This is a genomic window from Rhodococcus sp. HM1 (genome assembly GCF_023218075.1).
GTDB lineage: Bacteria > Actinomycetota > Actinomycetes > Mycobacteriales > Mycobacteriaceae > Rhodococcus.
In genome coordinates, this window is sequence record NZ_JALPTB010000002.1 from 91,150 (window position 1) to 108,246 (window position 17,097).

Below are 17,097 nucleotides of genomic sequence, written 5' to 3' on the forward strand. Positions count from 1 at the left end.
GCTCCGGGATCGATGTGATCTTGCGGAAAGAGAACTAAGTGATATAAGTGATCTGTACCATAGTTGGGGGGTGCGGTATACGTGACCGCCCGAGGTCAGGACGAAGTGATGGCGACTGCGACACAGAGCACGACCGATCTTGAAGCGAGCAACCTTTCCCGCGATCTCGTGAAATGGATCGGCGAGACGGCGAACGGCACCGTGGTTTCGGCCGACCGGCGCCCGGGTGGCGGCCGGAGGGAAGCGTGGGTGGTGGAGGTGCGGGGTGAGGACGGCGTGGTCCGCCCTCTGTTCCTGCGCTACGACCGTCTCGACCCCGTGGAGAAGGGTGACAATTTCACCTTGCACCGCGAGGCGGCATTCTTCCGGGCGCTGAGCGGCACCGCGGTCCCGGTCCCGGAGGTGGTCGGAGTGCATCCGACCGAACAGGCGATCCTGTCGGGACTCGTCCCTGGGCAGCCGTGGTTCTCCCGACTGCACGACGAGGGCCAACGAGTCTCCGTCGCATCGGATTTCATGCGCATCCTCGCCGAGATGCACCGGGTGGATCCGCACCGGCTCGGGCTGCCCGACCAGGACCCCGGCGCGGATCTGCGGGTGCTCGTCCACCGCGAGATCGACACGTGGGAAGAGATCTACCGCGACTCCGGGACCAGCGATCCACTGATCGACCTCGGGCTCGACTGGGTGCGCAGCCACGTGCCGGACGTCGACGGACCCGTAGCGATCGTGCAGGGGGACACCGGTCCGGGAAACTTCCTCTACGAGAACGGCAAGGTCACCGCCGTCCTCGACCTCGAGCTGGGACACCTCGGCGACCCGCACGACGATCTCGCCTGGGTCTCGGTCCGTGCGGTACAGGAACCGTTCACCGACCTGATGGAGCGGTTCGACGACTACGCACGTGCAGCCGGAACCACCGTCGATCTCGACCGGATACGTTACTACCGGGTGCTCGCCGAACTGCGCATCGTGATCCTCGGGCACCGCACGCGCGCGGAGCCCGACCTGCTGGGCGAGGTGGGTAACGGTCTCGTGTACGGACTGCTGCACCGGAGGCTGTTCCTCGAGGCCCTGGCCGACGTCGTGGGTGTGGAGATCGTCGACGTCGATCCGGTGCCGTCGACTCCGGGAGAGCGGGACTGGCTCTACGACGCCGCGCTCGAGCAGATCCGGCAGATCATCGTTCCGCGGAGCGAGGATCCGTTCGTGATCCAGCGCAGCAAGGGCCTGGCGAGGATTCTGAAGTACCTGCGTGAGGCATCCTCTGTGTCGGCGGCTGTCGAGCAGCGAGACTTGGACGATCTCGAAGCGGTGCTCGAGTACAGGCCGTCGTCCGTGGCGGCGGGTACTGCCAAGCTGGTGAAACGGTGCCTCGAAGGCTCGGTGCCGCTCGGGGTCGCGGTGGGTGTTCTCCTGCGCCAGGTTGCCGGCGAGACGCAGGCGCTGCGCCCTGCGATGGGTGTACTCGCCGACCGGCACTTCGATCCCCTGGAGCGATGACGGAGGCGCGGGGGGTCGAGGGCAGAATCGCCGTCGTCACGGGTGGCGCCAGGGGTATCGGGCGCGCCGTCTGTGAGAACCTCGCAGCTGCTGGAGCTCGGGTCGCGGTGGGATATCGTTCCCGGGCCGGCGAGGCGGACGCTACGGTCGTCGGCATCCGCGACCGCGGCGGAGAGGCCGTCGCCGTGCAGGTCGATGTGGCGGATCAGGAATCCGTGACGGAGTTCATGGCCACCGCGCGCCGTGAACTCGGCGGACCTGTCGGGTTTCTCGTGAACAATGCTGCCTACTCGCGATTGCTGGAGGTCGACGAACTCACCCCCGGGCGGTGGGATCTGCTGTTCCGCACGAACGCCGGCGGGCCGTATCTCACGACGTGGGCGGTCAAGGACGAGATGATCGCGGCGGGAGGCGGTGCAATCGTCAACATTTCGTCGATCAGCGGTGTCTCGGCAAACGCGTCGACGATCGCGTACGGGGCGACGAAGGCAGCGTTGAACAACTTCACTCGCGGGTGCGCCCTCGCGTTCGCGAAGCACGGCATCCGGGTCAATGCCGTCGCTCCCGGTCTTGTCCTGACCGAGCAATCGCAGACGGTGACGGCAGAGCAGCGCGCCGCGATGGTCGGGACGGTCCCGCTGGGTCGTGGTGCGGCGCCGGCGGAGATCGCGTCCGTCGTGCGATTCCTGTTGTCCGACGAATCGTCCTACATCACCGGCGAGACTCTCGTGGTCGCCGGCGGGCGTCACTGACTGTCGGCACTGTCCGCGCGTCGCACCCGATCCTTGTGGACCGGGTGCGACGGCCGTCAGATCACACTCGTCGGAACGTCGATCTCGGCGACTACATCGAGCCGTTCGGGATGGGGCTGCCAGCCAAGTTCGCGCCGGGTGCGGGGTGCGCGCGTGCGACTGCAGGTCGAGAAGACGATCAGTGCGGCGAAGGTGCCCCAGATGTCCACTCCCTCGGCGAGGTCGATGCTCCGGGCCGTAACACCGTGCCGCCGGGCGAGGGCCTCGGCGAGGGTGCGGAAATTCGTCTCGCCCGAGACTGCATGGTAGAGCGCGCCGGTGACGCCCTTTTCCGCCACGAGGTGGTAGATCTCGGCGACGTCGTCGACGTGCACGTTCGAGTACAGATTCAGTCCGCGACCGATGTAGCAGACCGAACCGGTCTTCTCGATCGCGGTGCGGAAGCCGTCGAGCATGGGGGAGCGGCCGTGGCCCCAGATCATCGAGGGTCGCACGACGATGCCCCGGATGCCCCGTGCGCCGGCGGCGCGCACGAGATTCTCGGTGTCGACGCGGGCACCGATGTACTTGGATCGGACGAACTCGTCGTCCTCGGCGAACGTGTCTTCGCTCCACTCGCCGTCGGTGCGCTGTGAGAGCACTCCTGTGCCAGAGGTGAAGATCAGCGTCTTTCCCGATTCCGCGAGGTGATCGATCAGGGCCTCGATGGTGTGCCGCTCGGGTTCCAGGAGAAGTTGCGCGGCGTACACGACGACATCTGCGTCGATCGCGAGTGCGACGGTGCCCGCGGGATCGGAGAGCAGGTCGCCGAGCACGGGCTCGGCGCCCTCCTTACGGAGTGCGGCAGCCGCGTCTTTGGTGCGGACCAGGCCTCGTACGGTGTGTCCTCCTGCAAGGAACCGCCGGACGAGCGCGGAGCCGAGGAAGCCTCCCGCACCGTAGATCAGAACCTTCATGGTGTCCTCCGTTGACTGTCGCCAACCCGCCCAGTGTATTATAACCCAGATTACATAGTTTACTAAGTAGATGCATGAAGGAGCCGTATGGATCTCGGCCTGCAGGGCAAGGCTTTCCTCGTCACCGGCGGATCCGACGGCCTCGGATACGCGACAGCCGCGGCTCTCGTTGTGGAGGGCGCCGACGTGACGATCTGCGGTCGCAATGCCGAGCGTCTCGACGACGCCGTACGGACCCTGTGTGCCCTCGGCGGCGGCTCCGCGGTGGGGGTGCGAGCCGACGTCACGGTCGCCGCCGACCTCGACGGACTCGTCGAGCAGACCCATGCGCGGTGGGGCCGGCTCGACGGGCTGGTCAACTCGGCCGGGGTGCACACCGGCGGGGGGGTTCGAGGAGCTCACCGACGAGGCCTGGTATGACGATTTCGACCTGAAGTTCCTTGCGGCGGTGCGCGCGAGCCGCGCGGCAGTACCGTACCTGAAGGAATCGAAAGGCGTGATCCTCAATGTGCTCAGCACCGGTGCGCGTGCCCCGGGCGCCGGTGGTGGCATGCCGAGTTCCCCGCTGCGCGCGGCGGGTCTGAGCCTGACCAAGGCACTGGCCAACGAGTTCGGCCCCGACGGGGTTCGGGTGGTCGCGATACTCGTCGGCATCATCCGTAGTGGCCAGATTGTGCGTCCGGCCGTCGAGGCGGGCCGCGACGTCGAGGAGTACCTCGCCACGGTCGCCGACCGGATGAAGATCCCGCTCGGCCGGGTGGGCGAGCCCCGTGAGTTCGGTGATACCGCGGCGTTTCTGCTCTCTCCCCGGGCCGGTTACCTGACGGGCACGGCCGTGCACGTCGACGGCGGCTTCTGTCCCGCCATCTGACCGCACATCCCGATCCTGGAGGAGCTCCTTGTGAAGACCTATCAACTTGCCGCGCAGGCGCTTTCCGAGTGTGGAATCGGTACCGTGTTCGGGCTCATGGGGGACGCCAACCTCGCGTATCTCGGCGACTTCGTCGAAAACCACGGCGGCGAGTTCATCGCGGCCGCGGTCGAAGGCGGTGCGGTGTCGATGGCGGACGGCTACGCCCGCATGACCGGCCGGGTGGGTGTCGCGTCGGTGACGCACGGTCCGGCGGTGACGAACTGCACGACCGCGCTGGTGGAGGCGGTGCGCTCGCGCAGCGCCGTGCTGTTGCTGACCGGCAGCACCCCGGACGTGCGCGATCATTTCCAGGACTTCGACCTGGAGGGGTTCGCCAGACTCGCCGGTGCCGAGTACCGCCGGGTTCGCAACGCCGACGCCGTCGCGTGCGACATCGCGGGTGCGCTGGCGCGGGTGACCGCCACCCGGGTTCCGCTGGTGCTCGATCTGCCCTACGACCTGCTCGAGGTCACCGTGACAGGCGAGTCGCCGCGTGCGGTGCCCGCACCGCCGGTACCCGGTGCGCCGGACCCGGAGATGGTCGACGAAGCGCTCGGCGCGTTGCTGGGCAGCGCGCGACCGCTGATCCTCGCCGGCCGCGGCGCGGTGCTGTCCGGGGCCCGCGAGAACATTCTGGCTCTGGCGCGGGCACTCGACGCGCCGGTGATGACGACGCTGCTCGCGAAGGACCTGTTCGCCGGGGAGCCGGAGGACCTCGGTGTGCACGGCTCGCTGTCGCATGCGGTGGCGATCGAGGAGCTCGGCCGGGTGGACTGCGTGCTCGCCGTCGGTGCCTCCCTGTCGTCGTTCACGACCGACAACACGGCGCTGCTCGCCGGGAAGTTCGTCATCCAGGTCGACGATCGGTCGAATGCGTTCGGGCGGTTCGCGCCGGTCGATCTGCCGATTTCCGGCGACGCCGCGGGTGTGGTGCGCGCGTTGTACGAGCGGCTGACGGAGGCGGGTGACTCTGCCCGGTCCGGTCGTCGGGTCGCGCAGCTCGCCGCGGCGGTGCGCGCGGTGGGGGAGACGGGCTACCGCAGTATTTCCGGTGGCGGCACCGTCGATATGCGCGATGCGATGGTCCAGCTCGGCGGGATACTCCCCTCGGGAGTGCAGGTGGTCACCGACATCGGGCGATTCTCGTTCGCGGCGTGGAAATATCTGCGGGTCGATCCGGGTCGCTTCGCGGTGCCCGGCGCGTTCGGTTCGATCGGGCTGGGTATCGCAACGGCGGTGGGTGTCGCGGCAGGCCGGCGCGAGGTGCCGACGGTGTGTGTGGCCGGGGACGGCGGCGCGATGATGGGGTTGGTGGAGTTGAGCACGGCGGTGCGGCATCGGCTGCCGCTGGTGCTGGTGGTGCTCGACGATCACTGCTATGGCGCCGAATATCTCAAGCTGGAAGGCCTGGGTCTGTCGCCGGTGCACTCGGAGGTCGACTGGCCCGGGTTCGCCGAGACGGCGCGGGCGCTCGGTGCGCGCGCGGTGACGGTGCGGGATGTCGGGGAGTTCACGCAGGTTGCGGCGCTGGTAGAGGACGGGTCCTACCCTCTGGTCGTGGAGGTGAAGGCCGATCCCGCCCGGCGACGACCGGCGATGGCCGCTGCTGCTACCCACGCGCGTTGACGTGTACCGACCGGGAGACTGGACGCGAACATGGATGACTTAGTAATATTTGTGAGGGCGCACGCCCGTATTTTCCAGGAGGAACTGTGGATCTGAGCGGCTTGACCACGGTGATCGCAGAGCTGAAAGACCATGTTCTGACGATCACGCTCGACCGGCCCGACAAACTGAACTCGTTCACCGACACGATGCGGGCAGAGTTCGCGGCGCTGTGGGCCTACGCACGCGAGGAAGACGACGTTCACGTCATGGTGCTGCGGGCCAACGGAGACCGCGCCTTCTCGACCGGCGTCGACGTCAAGGAGGGCACATTCCTTTCGGACAATGTCTTCATGCGCCGCGATCCGGGCATCGATCTCTCCCCCAAGCACAACGGGTGCTGGAAGCCGCTGATCTGCGCGGTGCACGGAATGGCAGCGGGCGGTGCACTCTACTGGCTCAACGAGGCCGACATCATCATTGCCAGCGAGGACGCCCAGTTCTTCGATCCGCACGTGTCGTACGGCATGGTCGCTGCACTCGAGCCGATCGGCCTGGCGCATCGCATCCCGATCGGCGAGGTGCTCCGCATGGTCCTGCTCGGCCTCGACGAGCGCATGTCTGCCAAGCGGGCGCTGGAGATCGGGTTCATCAGCGAGATCGTGACCCGGGACACCTTGTGGGACCGGGCGCAGGAACTCGCGGAGCGGATCGCCGCGAAGCCTCCGGCTGCGATCCAAGGAAGCCTCCGGGCGATCTGGGAGTCCAAGAACACAGGCCGCACCGCGGCGCTCGCCACCGGCATGTACTACACCGATCTCGGAAACCCGATCGGCAAGGCGCAGGTCGTCCGTTCCGAGGTGCCGACCCGCAACTACGAGGTGCGCTGACATGGACTACGGAATGACTCCGGAGCTCGAGGAATTCCGGGCAGAGGTGCGCGAATTCGTCGCCGCGAACAAGCCGCCGGTCGCCGTCAAGGCGGGTGTGCGCAGCGCGGAGGACGCAGAAGAACTGGCGTTGCTCAAGCAGTGGACCGGCAAGCTGTTCGCGGCCGGCTACGTCGGGGCGGACTGGCCCGAGCAGTACGGAGGCAAGGGCTCCGGGCATTCGTCGGAGAAAGATGTCGTCGTCGGGGAGGAACTCGCGCGTGGGCGCGCCCCGGCGGCGATCCAGGGGGCCGCGCATCTCGTGTCGCACGCCCTGATCGATTTCGGCACCGAGGAGCAGCGGCAGAAGTACCTGCCGGGCATCCGTTCCGGCGAGCTCATCTTCTGCCAGCTGTTCAGTGAGCCGAGTTCGGGTAGCGACCTCGCGTCGCTGCGCACCAAGGCCGTGCCCACCGAGGGCGGTGGGTTCCGGGTTACGGGTCAGAAGGTATGGACGACCAACGGACACTGGGCCGACTACGGTTATCTTCTCGCCCGTACCGATCCGGACGCGCCGAAGCACAAGGGAATCAGCGCCTTCATCGTCGATATGCGACTGCCCGGTGTCGATGTGCGTCCGTTACGCGAGATGACCGGGACCTCGGACTTCAACGAGGTGTTCCTGGACAATGTCGAGCTCGGGCCCGACGCGTTGATCGGTGAGGTCAACCAGGGTTGGGGAATCGCGAATTCGAGTCTCGCGCACGAGCGCAGCGGTGTGGCGACGAGTGCTGTGCGGTTGCAGCAGAACGTCGAGGCGCTGAAAGATCTGGCGAAGAACGTGATCCGCAACGGACGTCCGGCAATCGAGGACGGCGCAGTTCAGGAGCGGATCGGCGAGTTGTCGGCGGCGGTCGCTGCACTATCGGCGATGGTGTACGCGAATATCAGCCGATGGTCACGCAAGACCGAACGGCCCTACGACGCACCGATGGCCAAGCTGATGTTCAGTGAGCTCGGTGTGGACATCGCACGTTTCGCGCTCGAGCTCGCCGGTGAGGCCGGGATTCTCGTCGAGAGTGATTCGGGGGCAGTCGATCACGGGCGGTGGCAGGACGAGTTCCTGTACGCGCGGGCATACACGATCGCCGGCGGCAGTTCGGAGATCATGCGCAACCTCATTGCCGAGCGCGGGCTGGGGATGCCGCGCTGAATCCGCTGGACCGAGCGGGGGAGGACCGGAAGGTCTTCCCCCGTTTTCGTGCTCGGATGCGACACCGTGTCGGAGACATCGAATGCAAACCAGATTGACGTAGTTAACTATGTGATCTATCTTTGGGTGAGACGTTTCGCTCGGTGTCGCCGGATGCGGTACGCGAAACGTCATGAACCGGTACCGATGCAGGAAGAACGCGGATTTTTCCCGTCGGCAGGAGTGGGAGGTATCGAATGACGGGTATCAGGGAAGCGTTGGGCTTGCTGTGGTCGGCATCCGACGACGCGAAGATGGTCCAGGAGGGCAAAGCGTGGCACACGTGGGGTGAAGTCCGTTCCCTCGCAGAAAGAATCGACTCCGAACTCACCCGCGTCGGCTGCGGGGAGGGGGCACGTATCGGCGTCGTGCTCAGCAATCGGACCGAGTCCATTTCGTCCCTGATCGCGATCCTCGGTAAGGGCCGCACGATCATCACCCTCAACCCCATGCAACCGACCGCGCGGGTCGCCGCGGACGCGGTGGCATCTCGTCCCCAGGTTGTCCTTGCCCCGGGAACATGGTGGGAAGAGGCCGAATTCGCAACCGCCATCGCCGAGGCCGGCATCGTCGGCTTCTCTGTCGACGGGATCGAAGTCGAGCAGCGCGCCGGGGGGCCGGAGGTCACCATCGAGGTCGCGACGGACGAGAAGGATCCGGTCGCGGTCGAGATGTTCACCTCGGGCACCACGGGGCCGCCGAAGCGCATCCCGCTGACCTGGCGTCAGCTGGAAGCCGCTCTCGACGCCGTGCACGGCCATACCGGCAAAGGGGGTGACGGCCGTGAACCCTTGACCGGCAGGGTCTCGCTCGTGTCGCTCGCGATCGTGCACATCGGTGGACTCTGGGGTGTCGTCCAGGCTCTTTCCGAGGCGCGCCCGATCGTGTTGCTGCCACGCTTCACCGTCGAGGGCTGGGTCGACGCTGTCTACGAGCATCAGCTGCGCGTAGCCGGTCTGCCGCCGGCCGCGATGCGCTCGGTACTCAATGCGGAGGTGCCCAAGGAGAAACTCGCGAGTCTGCGGGCGGTGACTGCGGGCACGACCTTCGTGAGCCCCGACCTCGCCGACGAATTCACCGAACGGTACGGCATTCCCGTGATGATCATGTACGGCGCCACGGAGTTCGGTGGTGCAGTCGCTGGGTGGACCAAGCCGCTCATCGGCGAGTGGTGGACGCGCAAGCGCGGCAGCGTCGGCCGTCCCTTCCCCGGTGTGAAGATGCGCACGGTCGACGAGAACGGAAAGGTGCTGCCTGTCGGCACGACCGGTCGCCTCGAAGTCAATTCGCGTCAGACCGGTACCGGGACGGACGAGTGGGTGCGCACGAGCGATCTCGCCCATCTCGACGAGGACAACTTCCTGTACATCGACGGTCGCGCCGACGACGCGATCATCCGTGGTGGGTTCAAGGTGCAGCCGGAGACCGTGTGCAACGCGTTGCGCGCGCACGGTTCGGTACTCGATGCCTCGGTGTACGGGAAGCCTGACGAGCGGCTCGGCCAGGTGCCCGTCGCCGTGATCGAACTCGCCGAGGGCGCGCAGCCGGTCGACGAGGCCGAGCTCAAAGAGTTCGTCCGCAACCAGCTGACCGGCTACGAAGTGCCGGTCGCCATTCACACTGTGGATGCTCTGCCGCGCAGTGTGTCCCTCAAGGTCGATCGGCGGCGCCTGCTCGAAATGGTCGCCGAACTCGAATCCACGCGGGTCTGACCCTGCAAACGCCGACTAGAAGGAGTACATCGTGACTGCAGTAATCGTGGAGGCCGTGCGCACGCCGGTCGGTAAGCGCAACGGCGGATTGTCCGGGATTCACCCGGCCGATCTCTCCGCGGTTGTGCTCAACGCGCTCGTCGAGCGTGCGGGTATCGACCCGGCAGTAGTGGACGACGTCATCTGGGGCTGTGTCCAGCAGGTGGGGGAACAGTCCCAGGACATCGCCCGCACCGCGCTGCTCGCGGCCGGATGGCCCGAGACGGTCCCGGGCGTCACCATCGACCGCCAGTGCGGTTCGTCGCAGCAGGCATTGAACTTCGCGGTCGCGAGCGTCGAAGCCGGCCACTACGACGTCGTCGTCGCCGGTGGAGTCGAGTCCATGTCGCGCGTCCCGATGGGCTCGTCCGTCCAGGTCGCCGGCAAGCCCTACAGTAAATCGTTCCTCGACCGCTACGACGGTGTCGCGCCGAATCAGGGGATCGGTGCCGAGATGATCGCCGAGAAGTGGGGTATGAGCCGCACGGAGGTCGACGAGTTTTCCGCTCGCTCGCACGAGCGTGCCGCGGCCGCACAGGACGCCGGGCTCTTCGACGCCCAGATCGTGCCCGTGACGGCTCCCGACGGCACAGTCGTCTCGAAGGACGAGGGCATCCGCCGGGGCACGTCGGTCGAGACGCTCGCCAAGCTCAAGCCGGTGTTCAAGGAAGACGGTGTCATCCATGCCGGCAACGCCTCGCAGATCTCCGACGGCGCGTCGGCGCTGCTCATCATGAGCGAGGAGGCGGCCGCAAAGTACGGTCTGACGCCGATCGCCAAGATCCACACCGCCACCGTCGTCGGCGCCGACCCGGTGATCATGCTCACCGCGCCGATCCCGGCCACGGCAAAGGCGCTCGAGAAGTCCGGCCTGAGCGTCGACGACATCGGTGTATTCGAGGTCAACGAGGCGTTCGCGCCCGTCCCCCTCGCCTGGCTGAAGGAGATCGGCGCCGACCCCGAGCGGCTCAACCCCAACGGCGGTGCGATCGCCCTCGGTCACCCGCTCGGCGGATCTGGTGGCCGCATCCTCACCGACATGGTGTATCACATGCGCCGCAACAAGATTCGCTACGGCCTCCAGACGATGTGCGAGGGTGGCGGCCAGGCCAACGCCACGATCCTCGAGCTGGTCGAGAACTGAGAAGGAGTCGACGATGACCGAGGTGACCCCGGCAGGCGCGCTCGTCGAGCGCGTGGGCAATGTCATGGTGATCACGATCAACCGTCCAGAGGCGCGCAACGCGGTGAACTCGTCGGTGAGCATCGGAGTGGGCGGTGCCCTCGAGGAGGCGGCGAACGATCCCGAGGTCCGGGCGATCGTCATCACCGGTGCCGGTGACAAGTCGTTCTGCGCCGGTGCGGACCTCAAGGCGATCTCGCGCGGCGAGGGCCTGCACGCTCCCGGACATGAGGACTGGGGCTTCGCGGGTTTCGTCAAGCACTACGTCGACAAGCCCACCATCGCCGCGGTCAACGGCACCGCGCTCGGTGGCGGGACCGAGTTGGCCCTGTCGGCGGATCTCATCGTGGCCGCGGAGAACGCCACGTTCGGCCTGCCCGAGGTCAAGCGCGGCCTGATCGCCGGCGCGGGAGGTGTGTTCCGGCTGCCGGCGCAGATCCCGCAGCGTCTCGCGATGGAGATGATCTTCACCGGCGAGCCGATCTCCGCGGCTCGCGCACTCGAGGTCGGCCTGATCAACCAGGTCGCCCCCGAAGGCAAGTCCGTCGAGGCGGCGATCGATCTCGCCCAGCGTATCGCCGTGAACGCGCCGTTGTCGGTTCAGGCCAGCAAGCGCGTGGCATACGGCGTCGTGGACGGTGTCCGTGCCGATGAGAACTCCCGATGGGCGCTCTCCGCTGCGGAATGGGACCGCCTCGCTCTCAGTGAGGACGCCAAGGAAGGGCCGCTCGCCTTCGCTGAAAAGCGCGAGCCGGTCTGGAAGGCGCGCTGACGCGCTGGAGATGCGTCGGTGACACAGCCCGGGCCGTTCCCGGAGGGGAAGCGGCCCGGGCTGCCTCGTATCCAGTCAAGGTTAACCAAGTAGGTCAGGTTGCCTTATGTGTATTAGTGTTGTGTCGGACGTCACAAGCACCATTGTGTGGCCGGCATGCGCACGGCAGTCAGGAAAGGTGGATACATCCATGTCCGATCGGATTCTCGACGGGATACGCATCGTCGAACTCGCTTCTGGACTGGCCGTCCCGGTTGCGTCTCGGATGCTGGCGGAAGCCGGAGCAGACGTCGTCAAGGTCGAACCTCCGAACGGCGACCCGGTCCGCAGGAGTGCGGCTTTCGCGTCGTGGAACCGGAGTAAGCGGAGTGTCGTTCTGGATGTCGCCGACGACGAAGGAGCGATCCGACTCGGTGAACTGCTGGACACTGCCGATGTGTTCGTCCACGACCTCTCCCCGTCGCGGGCCGCCGAACTCGGCCTCACCGACGCCGCCCTGCACTCGCGGTACCCGCACCTCATCGTGTCCTCGGTCACCGGATACCCCATCGACCACCCGGACCGTGACCGCCCGGCCCACGACCTGCTCGTCCAGGCCCGTTCCGGGCTCATGGGCGAACTCTGGGGCTACCGCGAGGGCCCGATCGCCATGCGCTTCCCGCTGCCCAGCTGGGCAGCCGCTTCGCTGGCTGCCGCGGGCATCGTTGCCCGACTCATTCAGCGTGACCGTACCGGCCGGATCGGGGCAGTGCACACCTCGCTCCTGCAGGGCATGCTCAACACGGCTTCACTCGCCTGGAACAACGCCGAGAACCCGATCCCGGAACTGATTCTCAACAAGTACGAGGCGCCCCCGCAGCTCGCGATGTACCAGTGCAGCGACGGTGTTTGGCTGCAGATGATGAACCCCGGTGAGCGCATCGACGTGAGCGCCATACCGCTCGTTCGAGAAGTTGCCGCGGAACTGGGCCTCGGCCTGACCGACCTGTCCAGAAACGCCAGTGACGACTTGCGTACCGTCATTGCGCAACGGCCGAGCGCCGAATGGCTGCCCGTCTTCCGGGCTGCAGATCTTGCGATCGAGCCGGCATTGGCCATGGGTGAGCTGTTGCGAGACCCGGAGGTCATGGCCAACGGTTACGTGGTCGAGGTCGACGATCCGACGTACGGAAAGACTATCCAGGCCGGCAACCCGTTCGCGATCGAGCCCGAATGCGCCGTCACACGCCCTGCGCCGCTTCTCGGCGAGCACACCGACGAGGTCTTCGCCGAACTCGAATCCTCGCGGACCGGCTCCGAGATCCCCGCGGATGAGCCTGCCGATCCACGCCCGCTCGCGGGCTTGAAGGTCCTGGACCTCGGAAGCTTCCTCGCCGGCCCGATGGCCCCGATGTTGATGGCGGACCTCGGCGCCGAAGTCATCAAGGTCGAGCCCGTCGTCGGCGACAGGCTTCGGTACAAGCCCAGCTATTGGGAAGCCTGCTCCCGCAACAAGCGCTCACTCGCGGTCGACCTCACTACCGAGCAGGGCCAGGAGGTGCTGCGCAGGCTGGTCGGATGGGCGGATGTCGTCCACCACAACCAGCGGCCCAAGGCGTCCGCCAAGCTCGGCATCGACGAATCCGGGTTGCGCGCGATCAAGCCCGATGTCGTCCTCGGTTACGTGACGAGCTACGGCGAGAAGGGCAATCGCGCCGACAGTCCCGGCTTCGACTCGATCTTCCAGGCCCTCGGGGGCTGGGAGGTCGAGAACGGTGGAGTCGGCAATCCTCCGCAGTTCTCCCGGTTCGGCGTTCTCGATGTCCAGACGGCCCTTGGCTCCCTCATCGGAACTCTTCTCGCGGTGTACTACAAGCAACGTACCGGCCGCGGAACCAAGGCGTCGGGCTCGCTGCTCGCGTCGGCGACCGTGACGCAGAGCGAAACGCTGATCCGGCTCGCCGACGGTGATATCGCCGAGTACCCACGATTCGACGCCACCCAGACCGGATACGGGCCGGGCCATCGAATCTACGAGGTTGCGGACGGGTGGGTTGCCATCGTCACCGAGGGCGAGGAGCAACTGGCCGCTCTGCGTGCATTGGCGGGTGCGACCGACGACGAGGGAATCGAGGCCGGTCTCGCCGCGTTCGAATCCGAGAAGCTACTGGTCGAACTGGCATCTGCCGGAATCGCGGGCGAGCCGGTCCGGGAAGAGTATGGATTCGAATTCTTCGACGACGAAGCAAACCGCACCGGACAGCTCATCGCTTCCTACGACCATGCGCACTTCGGCCGGATGGAACAGCCCGGTGCGTACTGGAACTTCGACGACCTCACCCTCACGTTCGATCGCGCCGCCCCGGTGATCGGTCAGCACACCCGGGAGATCCTCTCCGAGCTCGGCTACTCCGACGAGGCGATCGAGGCGATGTACGCAGATCGGGTCGCCGGCGGCCCCTCGGTTCCGAAGTTCTGGGAACACGACTGATGGCAATCGACATTCCGTTCGGATTGGCAGCGCGGGGCCCGTCGGGTCCCGCGCCCGAACGGCGTCCGAACTCGGTGCGCCGCACCTCCACGATCGACATGCGCTGGCCGGCCGGGCCCGGCACGCAATTACGGCTGACGGGCCGTGCGCGGGATCTTCTCACTCCTGGCGACGGTGGATCACCGGTCGTCCTGGCATGCGACTCGATGTCGGTCGGGGTGGACCCGGGAACTCGCACGATCGAGGAGATCACCGCGGATCCGCCGCGTCCCGCGGTGGTGGGAATGGTGGGAGCGCGCGGCGGAGGGAGTTCGCGGACGGTCCTCGCCGAGGTGATGGCGGAGGAGGCCGCTGCAGGGACGCCGCTCTATCTGCTGCTCGACGACATCGCGGGCGCGACACTGATCGCCGGTTTCGCCTACTCGCGGTGGGTGCCGGTGGAGGAGCTGATCGCTGCCGCCGGGGGAACGCCGCGTCGCAACATGGAGGGCATCTGTACGGGATTCCAGCCGGGTTCGGGAGCATTGATGCCGGACGGGTCGTCGAAGTGGAACCACCTCGTCCAGCCGGTGGGCCCACTGCCACGCGACGACGATCCGATCGGATGGCACGAACTCGATGAGATCACCGAGATCTCGATGCGGCGCGCTCGGCGAATCGACGTGACGATCGGCGACGTCATCGAGATCGACTCGATGTTCCAGGATTCGTCCACCGTTCCGGAAGGAGGACGCGTTGTCGTCCACGAATACCGGGTGACCGCGACGGCCGATCCTATGACGGGCGAAATCTTGACGATGTCCGCCGACCCCAGGGTTCTGCCCTACCGGGAATGTCCACTGGCCTCGCTGTCGGTCGATCGGATCGTGGGGACGCCGCTTCGTGCACTGAGAGCTGCTGTGCTGGAGACGTTTCCGGGAACGGCGGGTTGTACGCACCTCAACGATGCAATGCGCGCGATGGCGGAGGTGCCGGTGCTCGTCGAGTATCTGAACGGCAAACGCGATACGTGAAACTAAACGTAGTAATACAAGTGGTATACGTTTACTAAGAAAAATGTTAGCCTGAGCACATTCCGGTCCCGCGGTGTGTTCGCCAGGGGGCTGGAAGGTTCCATGTCCCCTGTAGGAAGGCTCCATCATGTTTCGACGGCACACCCTCCGTGCCGCCGCTGCGATCGCCGCAGTAGGGCTGCTGGCGGCATGCGGTACAAGCGACTCCGGTTCGACTGCATCGGGCTCGGGCGCCCCGGATGTCGAGGGCACCCTGAGCACCGGTTGGACCACCGGAATCACCAGCCTCGACCCCCATATGGCAACCAGCGAGATCGCCTCGTTCCGCTTTGGGCTCAACGAGATCTACGACCGGTTGTTCACCGTGAAGGCGGACGGCACGGTGGACGGAATGCTCGTTCAGGACTACTCCTACTCGCCGGACGGCCTGGGCCTGATCCTCAACCTGCGTGAGGACGTCACCTTCCGTGACGGGACGCCTCTCGACGCCGAGGTCGTCAAGGTCAATCTCGACCGGGCGCGCACCGTCGACAGCCCGTCCGTGAAGTCTCGCATGGCGCCCGTGGTCGACGTTGCCGTAACCGGCCCCTATCAGGTGACGCTGACCTTGGCCGAGCCGACCGTGGTCGTGCCCTACGTGCTCGCCGAGATGGCCGGCTTCGTCATGCATCCCGACCTGATCGCCAATGGCAATCCGGCGACGGAGACCAATGGTTCAGGCGCGTACTCGGTCGAGAGCTTCGCTCCCGGTGAGGAGCTCACGATCGTGCGCGACCGCTCCGACTACTGGGACGCCGACGCGGCGAAGCTCGCGAAGATCGAGTACAAGGCCATCTCCGACACCCAGGCGTTCACCAATGCCATGGCCGCCGGTCAGATCGAACTCGGCCAGTTCCTGCCGGGTACCGTGAACGCCGTCGAGGGGCGCAAGGGCCTCACAACGGTCGACGTGCCCACCGGCACCGGCGTCGAGCTGTTTCTCAACCGCAACATCGCGCCCCTCGACGATGTGAAGGTCCGCCAGGCGATCAACTACGCGTACAACCGTGACGAGATCATCGAGGCCCTGTACCTGGGATCGGAAGTGCGCCACCAGTACTCGCGCCCCGGATTGCCTGGATACGACGCGGAGCTCGACGAAACCTACACCTACGACCCGGCCAAGGCGAAGCAGTTGCTCGCCGAGGCCGGGCATCCGAACGGCATCGATCTGGGTGAGGTCATCATCACCAACGTCATCACCCCGGGTGTGGGGGATGCGATGCAGGAGCAATTCGCTCAGGCAGGTATCAAGATCACGCCGATCGTGAAGGACGGCCTCGAGGGTCCGACATCGTTCGGGCGCGGTGAGGCGTCAGCTCTGCTGCACTACTCGCCACTGGGTACCAGTTTCACGTCCGGTTCGTCGTATCGGTGGGGTCCCCGGCTGAACCCCGCAGGTGTGACCCCCGAGTACACCCAGATGCTCGCCGCGGCAAACGATTCACGTCGATCGGAAGGCGAGCGTGAGGCGTCCGCTGCCGAGCTCAACCGCTACCTCGTCGAGCAGGCGTGGGGCGCACCGTTGGTGTGGATCACGTACCCGTGGGTCATGAGCGACAAGGTAGGCAACTTCAGCACCGACATGGACTACTCCACGACTCTCGGTCCCTTCGACTTCCGGTACCTGACCGTCTCGGAGTGAGTTCCGCTCAGTTCCACCAAGTGCGGGTCCGGAGCCTGAAAACGGCTCCGGACCCGCACTCTTGGTTCCGGATTCCTTCGGAAATCCCAACTCGGGATCGAACTCGGAATCACACGAAGCCACGCGTGTCTTCCGTCTGCGGCGAATCGATCGGTATCGGTGTACTTGCGAGCAAACAGCAACTCGGGAACGACAAGAACATCGTCCGGATCCGATCTGCGAGGTACATAACCCACAGCCTTGGCGGTCCCCCGAATCTCGACGCCACGCAGCTCCGCGAATCCCTCGCCGGCGTCGACCACGATTGCGATAGATTGTCGCTACACGGCAGGTCTTTTCCTGCTCCAGGAAGGCGTCGACCTCCTGTGGTGTCA

The 17,097-nt window shown here is 66.1% G+C and carries 14 protein-coding genes; 13 read left to right on the forward strand and 1 reads right to left on the reverse strand.

All coding sequences use genetic code 11. The annotated features are described in order from the left end of the window. The first annotated feature begins 108 nt into the window (after positions 1-108). Both M1M07_RS01510 and M1M07_RS01515 read left to right on the forward strand, forming a co-directional pair. Positions 109-1,503, forward strand: coding sequence for a phosphotransferase family protein (locus M1M07_RS01510; protein ID WP_248673085.1), 1,395 nt, complete (start codon positions 109-111; stop codon positions 1,501-1,503). Further along, entirely contained in the window at positions 1,500-2,255 is a 756-nt protein-coding gene (locus tag M1M07_RS01515; RefSeq protein ID WP_248673086.1) for an SDR family NAD(P)-dependent oxidoreductase, read from the forward strand. Before M1M07_RS01510 ends, M1M07_RS01515 begins: the two co-directional genes overlap by 4 nt. A gap of 56 nt (positions 2,256-2,311) precedes the next feature. On the opposite strand, the gene M1M07_RS01520 is transcribed toward M1M07_RS01515, so the two are convergent. Further along, complete coding sequence (locus M1M07_RS01520) at positions 2,312-3,211, reverse strand: NAD-dependent epimerase/dehydratase family protein (protein WP_248673087.1); 900 nt, start codon at positions 3,209-3,211, stop codon at positions 2,312-2,314. A gap of 87 nt (positions 3,212-3,298) precedes the next feature. Between M1M07_RS01520 and M1M07_RS32660 the strand changes: the two genes are divergently transcribed. From M1M07_RS32660 to M1M07_RS01570, 11 genes are all read left to right on the forward strand, one after another. Beyond that, the gene (locus M1M07_RS32660; protein WP_282581727.1) at positions 3,299-3,631 is read left to right on the forward strand and encodes an SDR family NAD(P)-dependent oxidoreductase; all 333 of its coding nucleotides are present in this window, start codon (positions 3,299-3,301) and stop codon (positions 3,629-3,631) included. Further along, positions 3,537-4,082 carry an SDR family oxidoreductase gene (locus M1M07_RS01525; RefSeq protein WP_282581728.1) on the forward strand — a complete coding sequence of 182 codons (546 nt, stop codon included), beginning with the start codon at positions 3,537-3,539 and terminating at the stop codon, positions 4,080-4,082. Before M1M07_RS32660 ends, M1M07_RS01525 begins: the two co-directional genes overlap by 95 nt. A 30-nt stretch (positions 4,083-4,112) precedes the next feature. After that, positions 4,113-5,750: a thiamine pyrophosphate-binding protein gene (locus M1M07_RS01530; RefSeq protein ID WP_248673088.1), complete on the forward strand. Its 1,638-nt coding sequence runs from the start codon at positions 4,113-4,115 to the stop codon at positions 5,748-5,750. A gap of 86 nt (positions 5,751-5,836) precedes the next feature. Further along, positions 5,837-6,619, forward strand: coding sequence for an enoyl-CoA hydratase/isomerase family protein (locus M1M07_RS01535; RefSeq protein ID WP_248673089.1), 783 nt, complete (start codon positions 5,837-5,839; stop codon positions 6,617-6,619). A 1-nt stretch (position 6,620) separates the two neighbouring features. After that, a complete protein-coding gene (locus tag M1M07_RS01540) occupies positions 6,621-7,811 on the forward strand; it encodes an acyl-CoA dehydrogenase family protein (RefSeq protein WP_248673090.1) in 1,191 nt (396 codons plus the stop codon). 236 nt (positions 7,812-8,047) lie between these two features. After that, complete coding sequence (locus tag M1M07_RS01545) at positions 8,048-9,562, forward strand: class I adenylate-forming enzyme family protein (protein ID WP_248673091.1); 1,515 nt, start codon at positions 8,048-8,050, stop codon at positions 9,560-9,562. A 28-nt stretch (positions 9,563-9,590) separates the two neighbouring features. Further along, positions 9,591-10,745 carry a thiolase family protein gene (locus M1M07_RS01550; protein ID WP_248673177.1) on the forward strand — a complete coding sequence of 385 codons (1,155 nt, stop codon included), beginning with the start codon at positions 9,591-9,593 and terminating at the stop codon, positions 10,743-10,745. A gap of 13 nt (positions 10,746-10,758) precedes the next feature. Continuing rightward, a complete protein-coding gene (locus tag M1M07_RS01555) occupies positions 10,759-11,556 on the forward strand; it encodes a crotonase/enoyl-CoA hydratase family protein (protein ID WP_248673092.1) in 798 nt (265 codons plus the stop codon). A gap of 190 nt (positions 11,557-11,746) precedes the next feature. Beyond that, on the forward strand, positions 11,747-14,026 hold the full coding sequence (locus tag M1M07_RS01560) for a CoA transferase (protein WP_248673093.1): 2,280 nt from the start codon (positions 11,747-11,749) through the stop codon (positions 14,024-14,026). Beyond that, entirely contained in the window at positions 14,026-15,039 is a 1,014-nt protein-coding gene (locus M1M07_RS01565; RefSeq protein ID WP_248673094.1) for a DUF2889 domain-containing protein, read from the forward strand. Before M1M07_RS01560 ends, M1M07_RS01565 begins: the two co-directional genes overlap by 1 nt. A 127-nt stretch (positions 15,040-15,166) precedes the next feature. After that, a complete protein-coding gene (locus M1M07_RS01570; RefSeq protein ID WP_248673095.1) occupies positions 15,167-16,723 on the forward strand; it encodes an ABC transporter substrate-binding protein in 1,557 nt (518 codons plus the stop codon). Positions 16,724-17,097 lie beyond the last annotated feature (374 nt).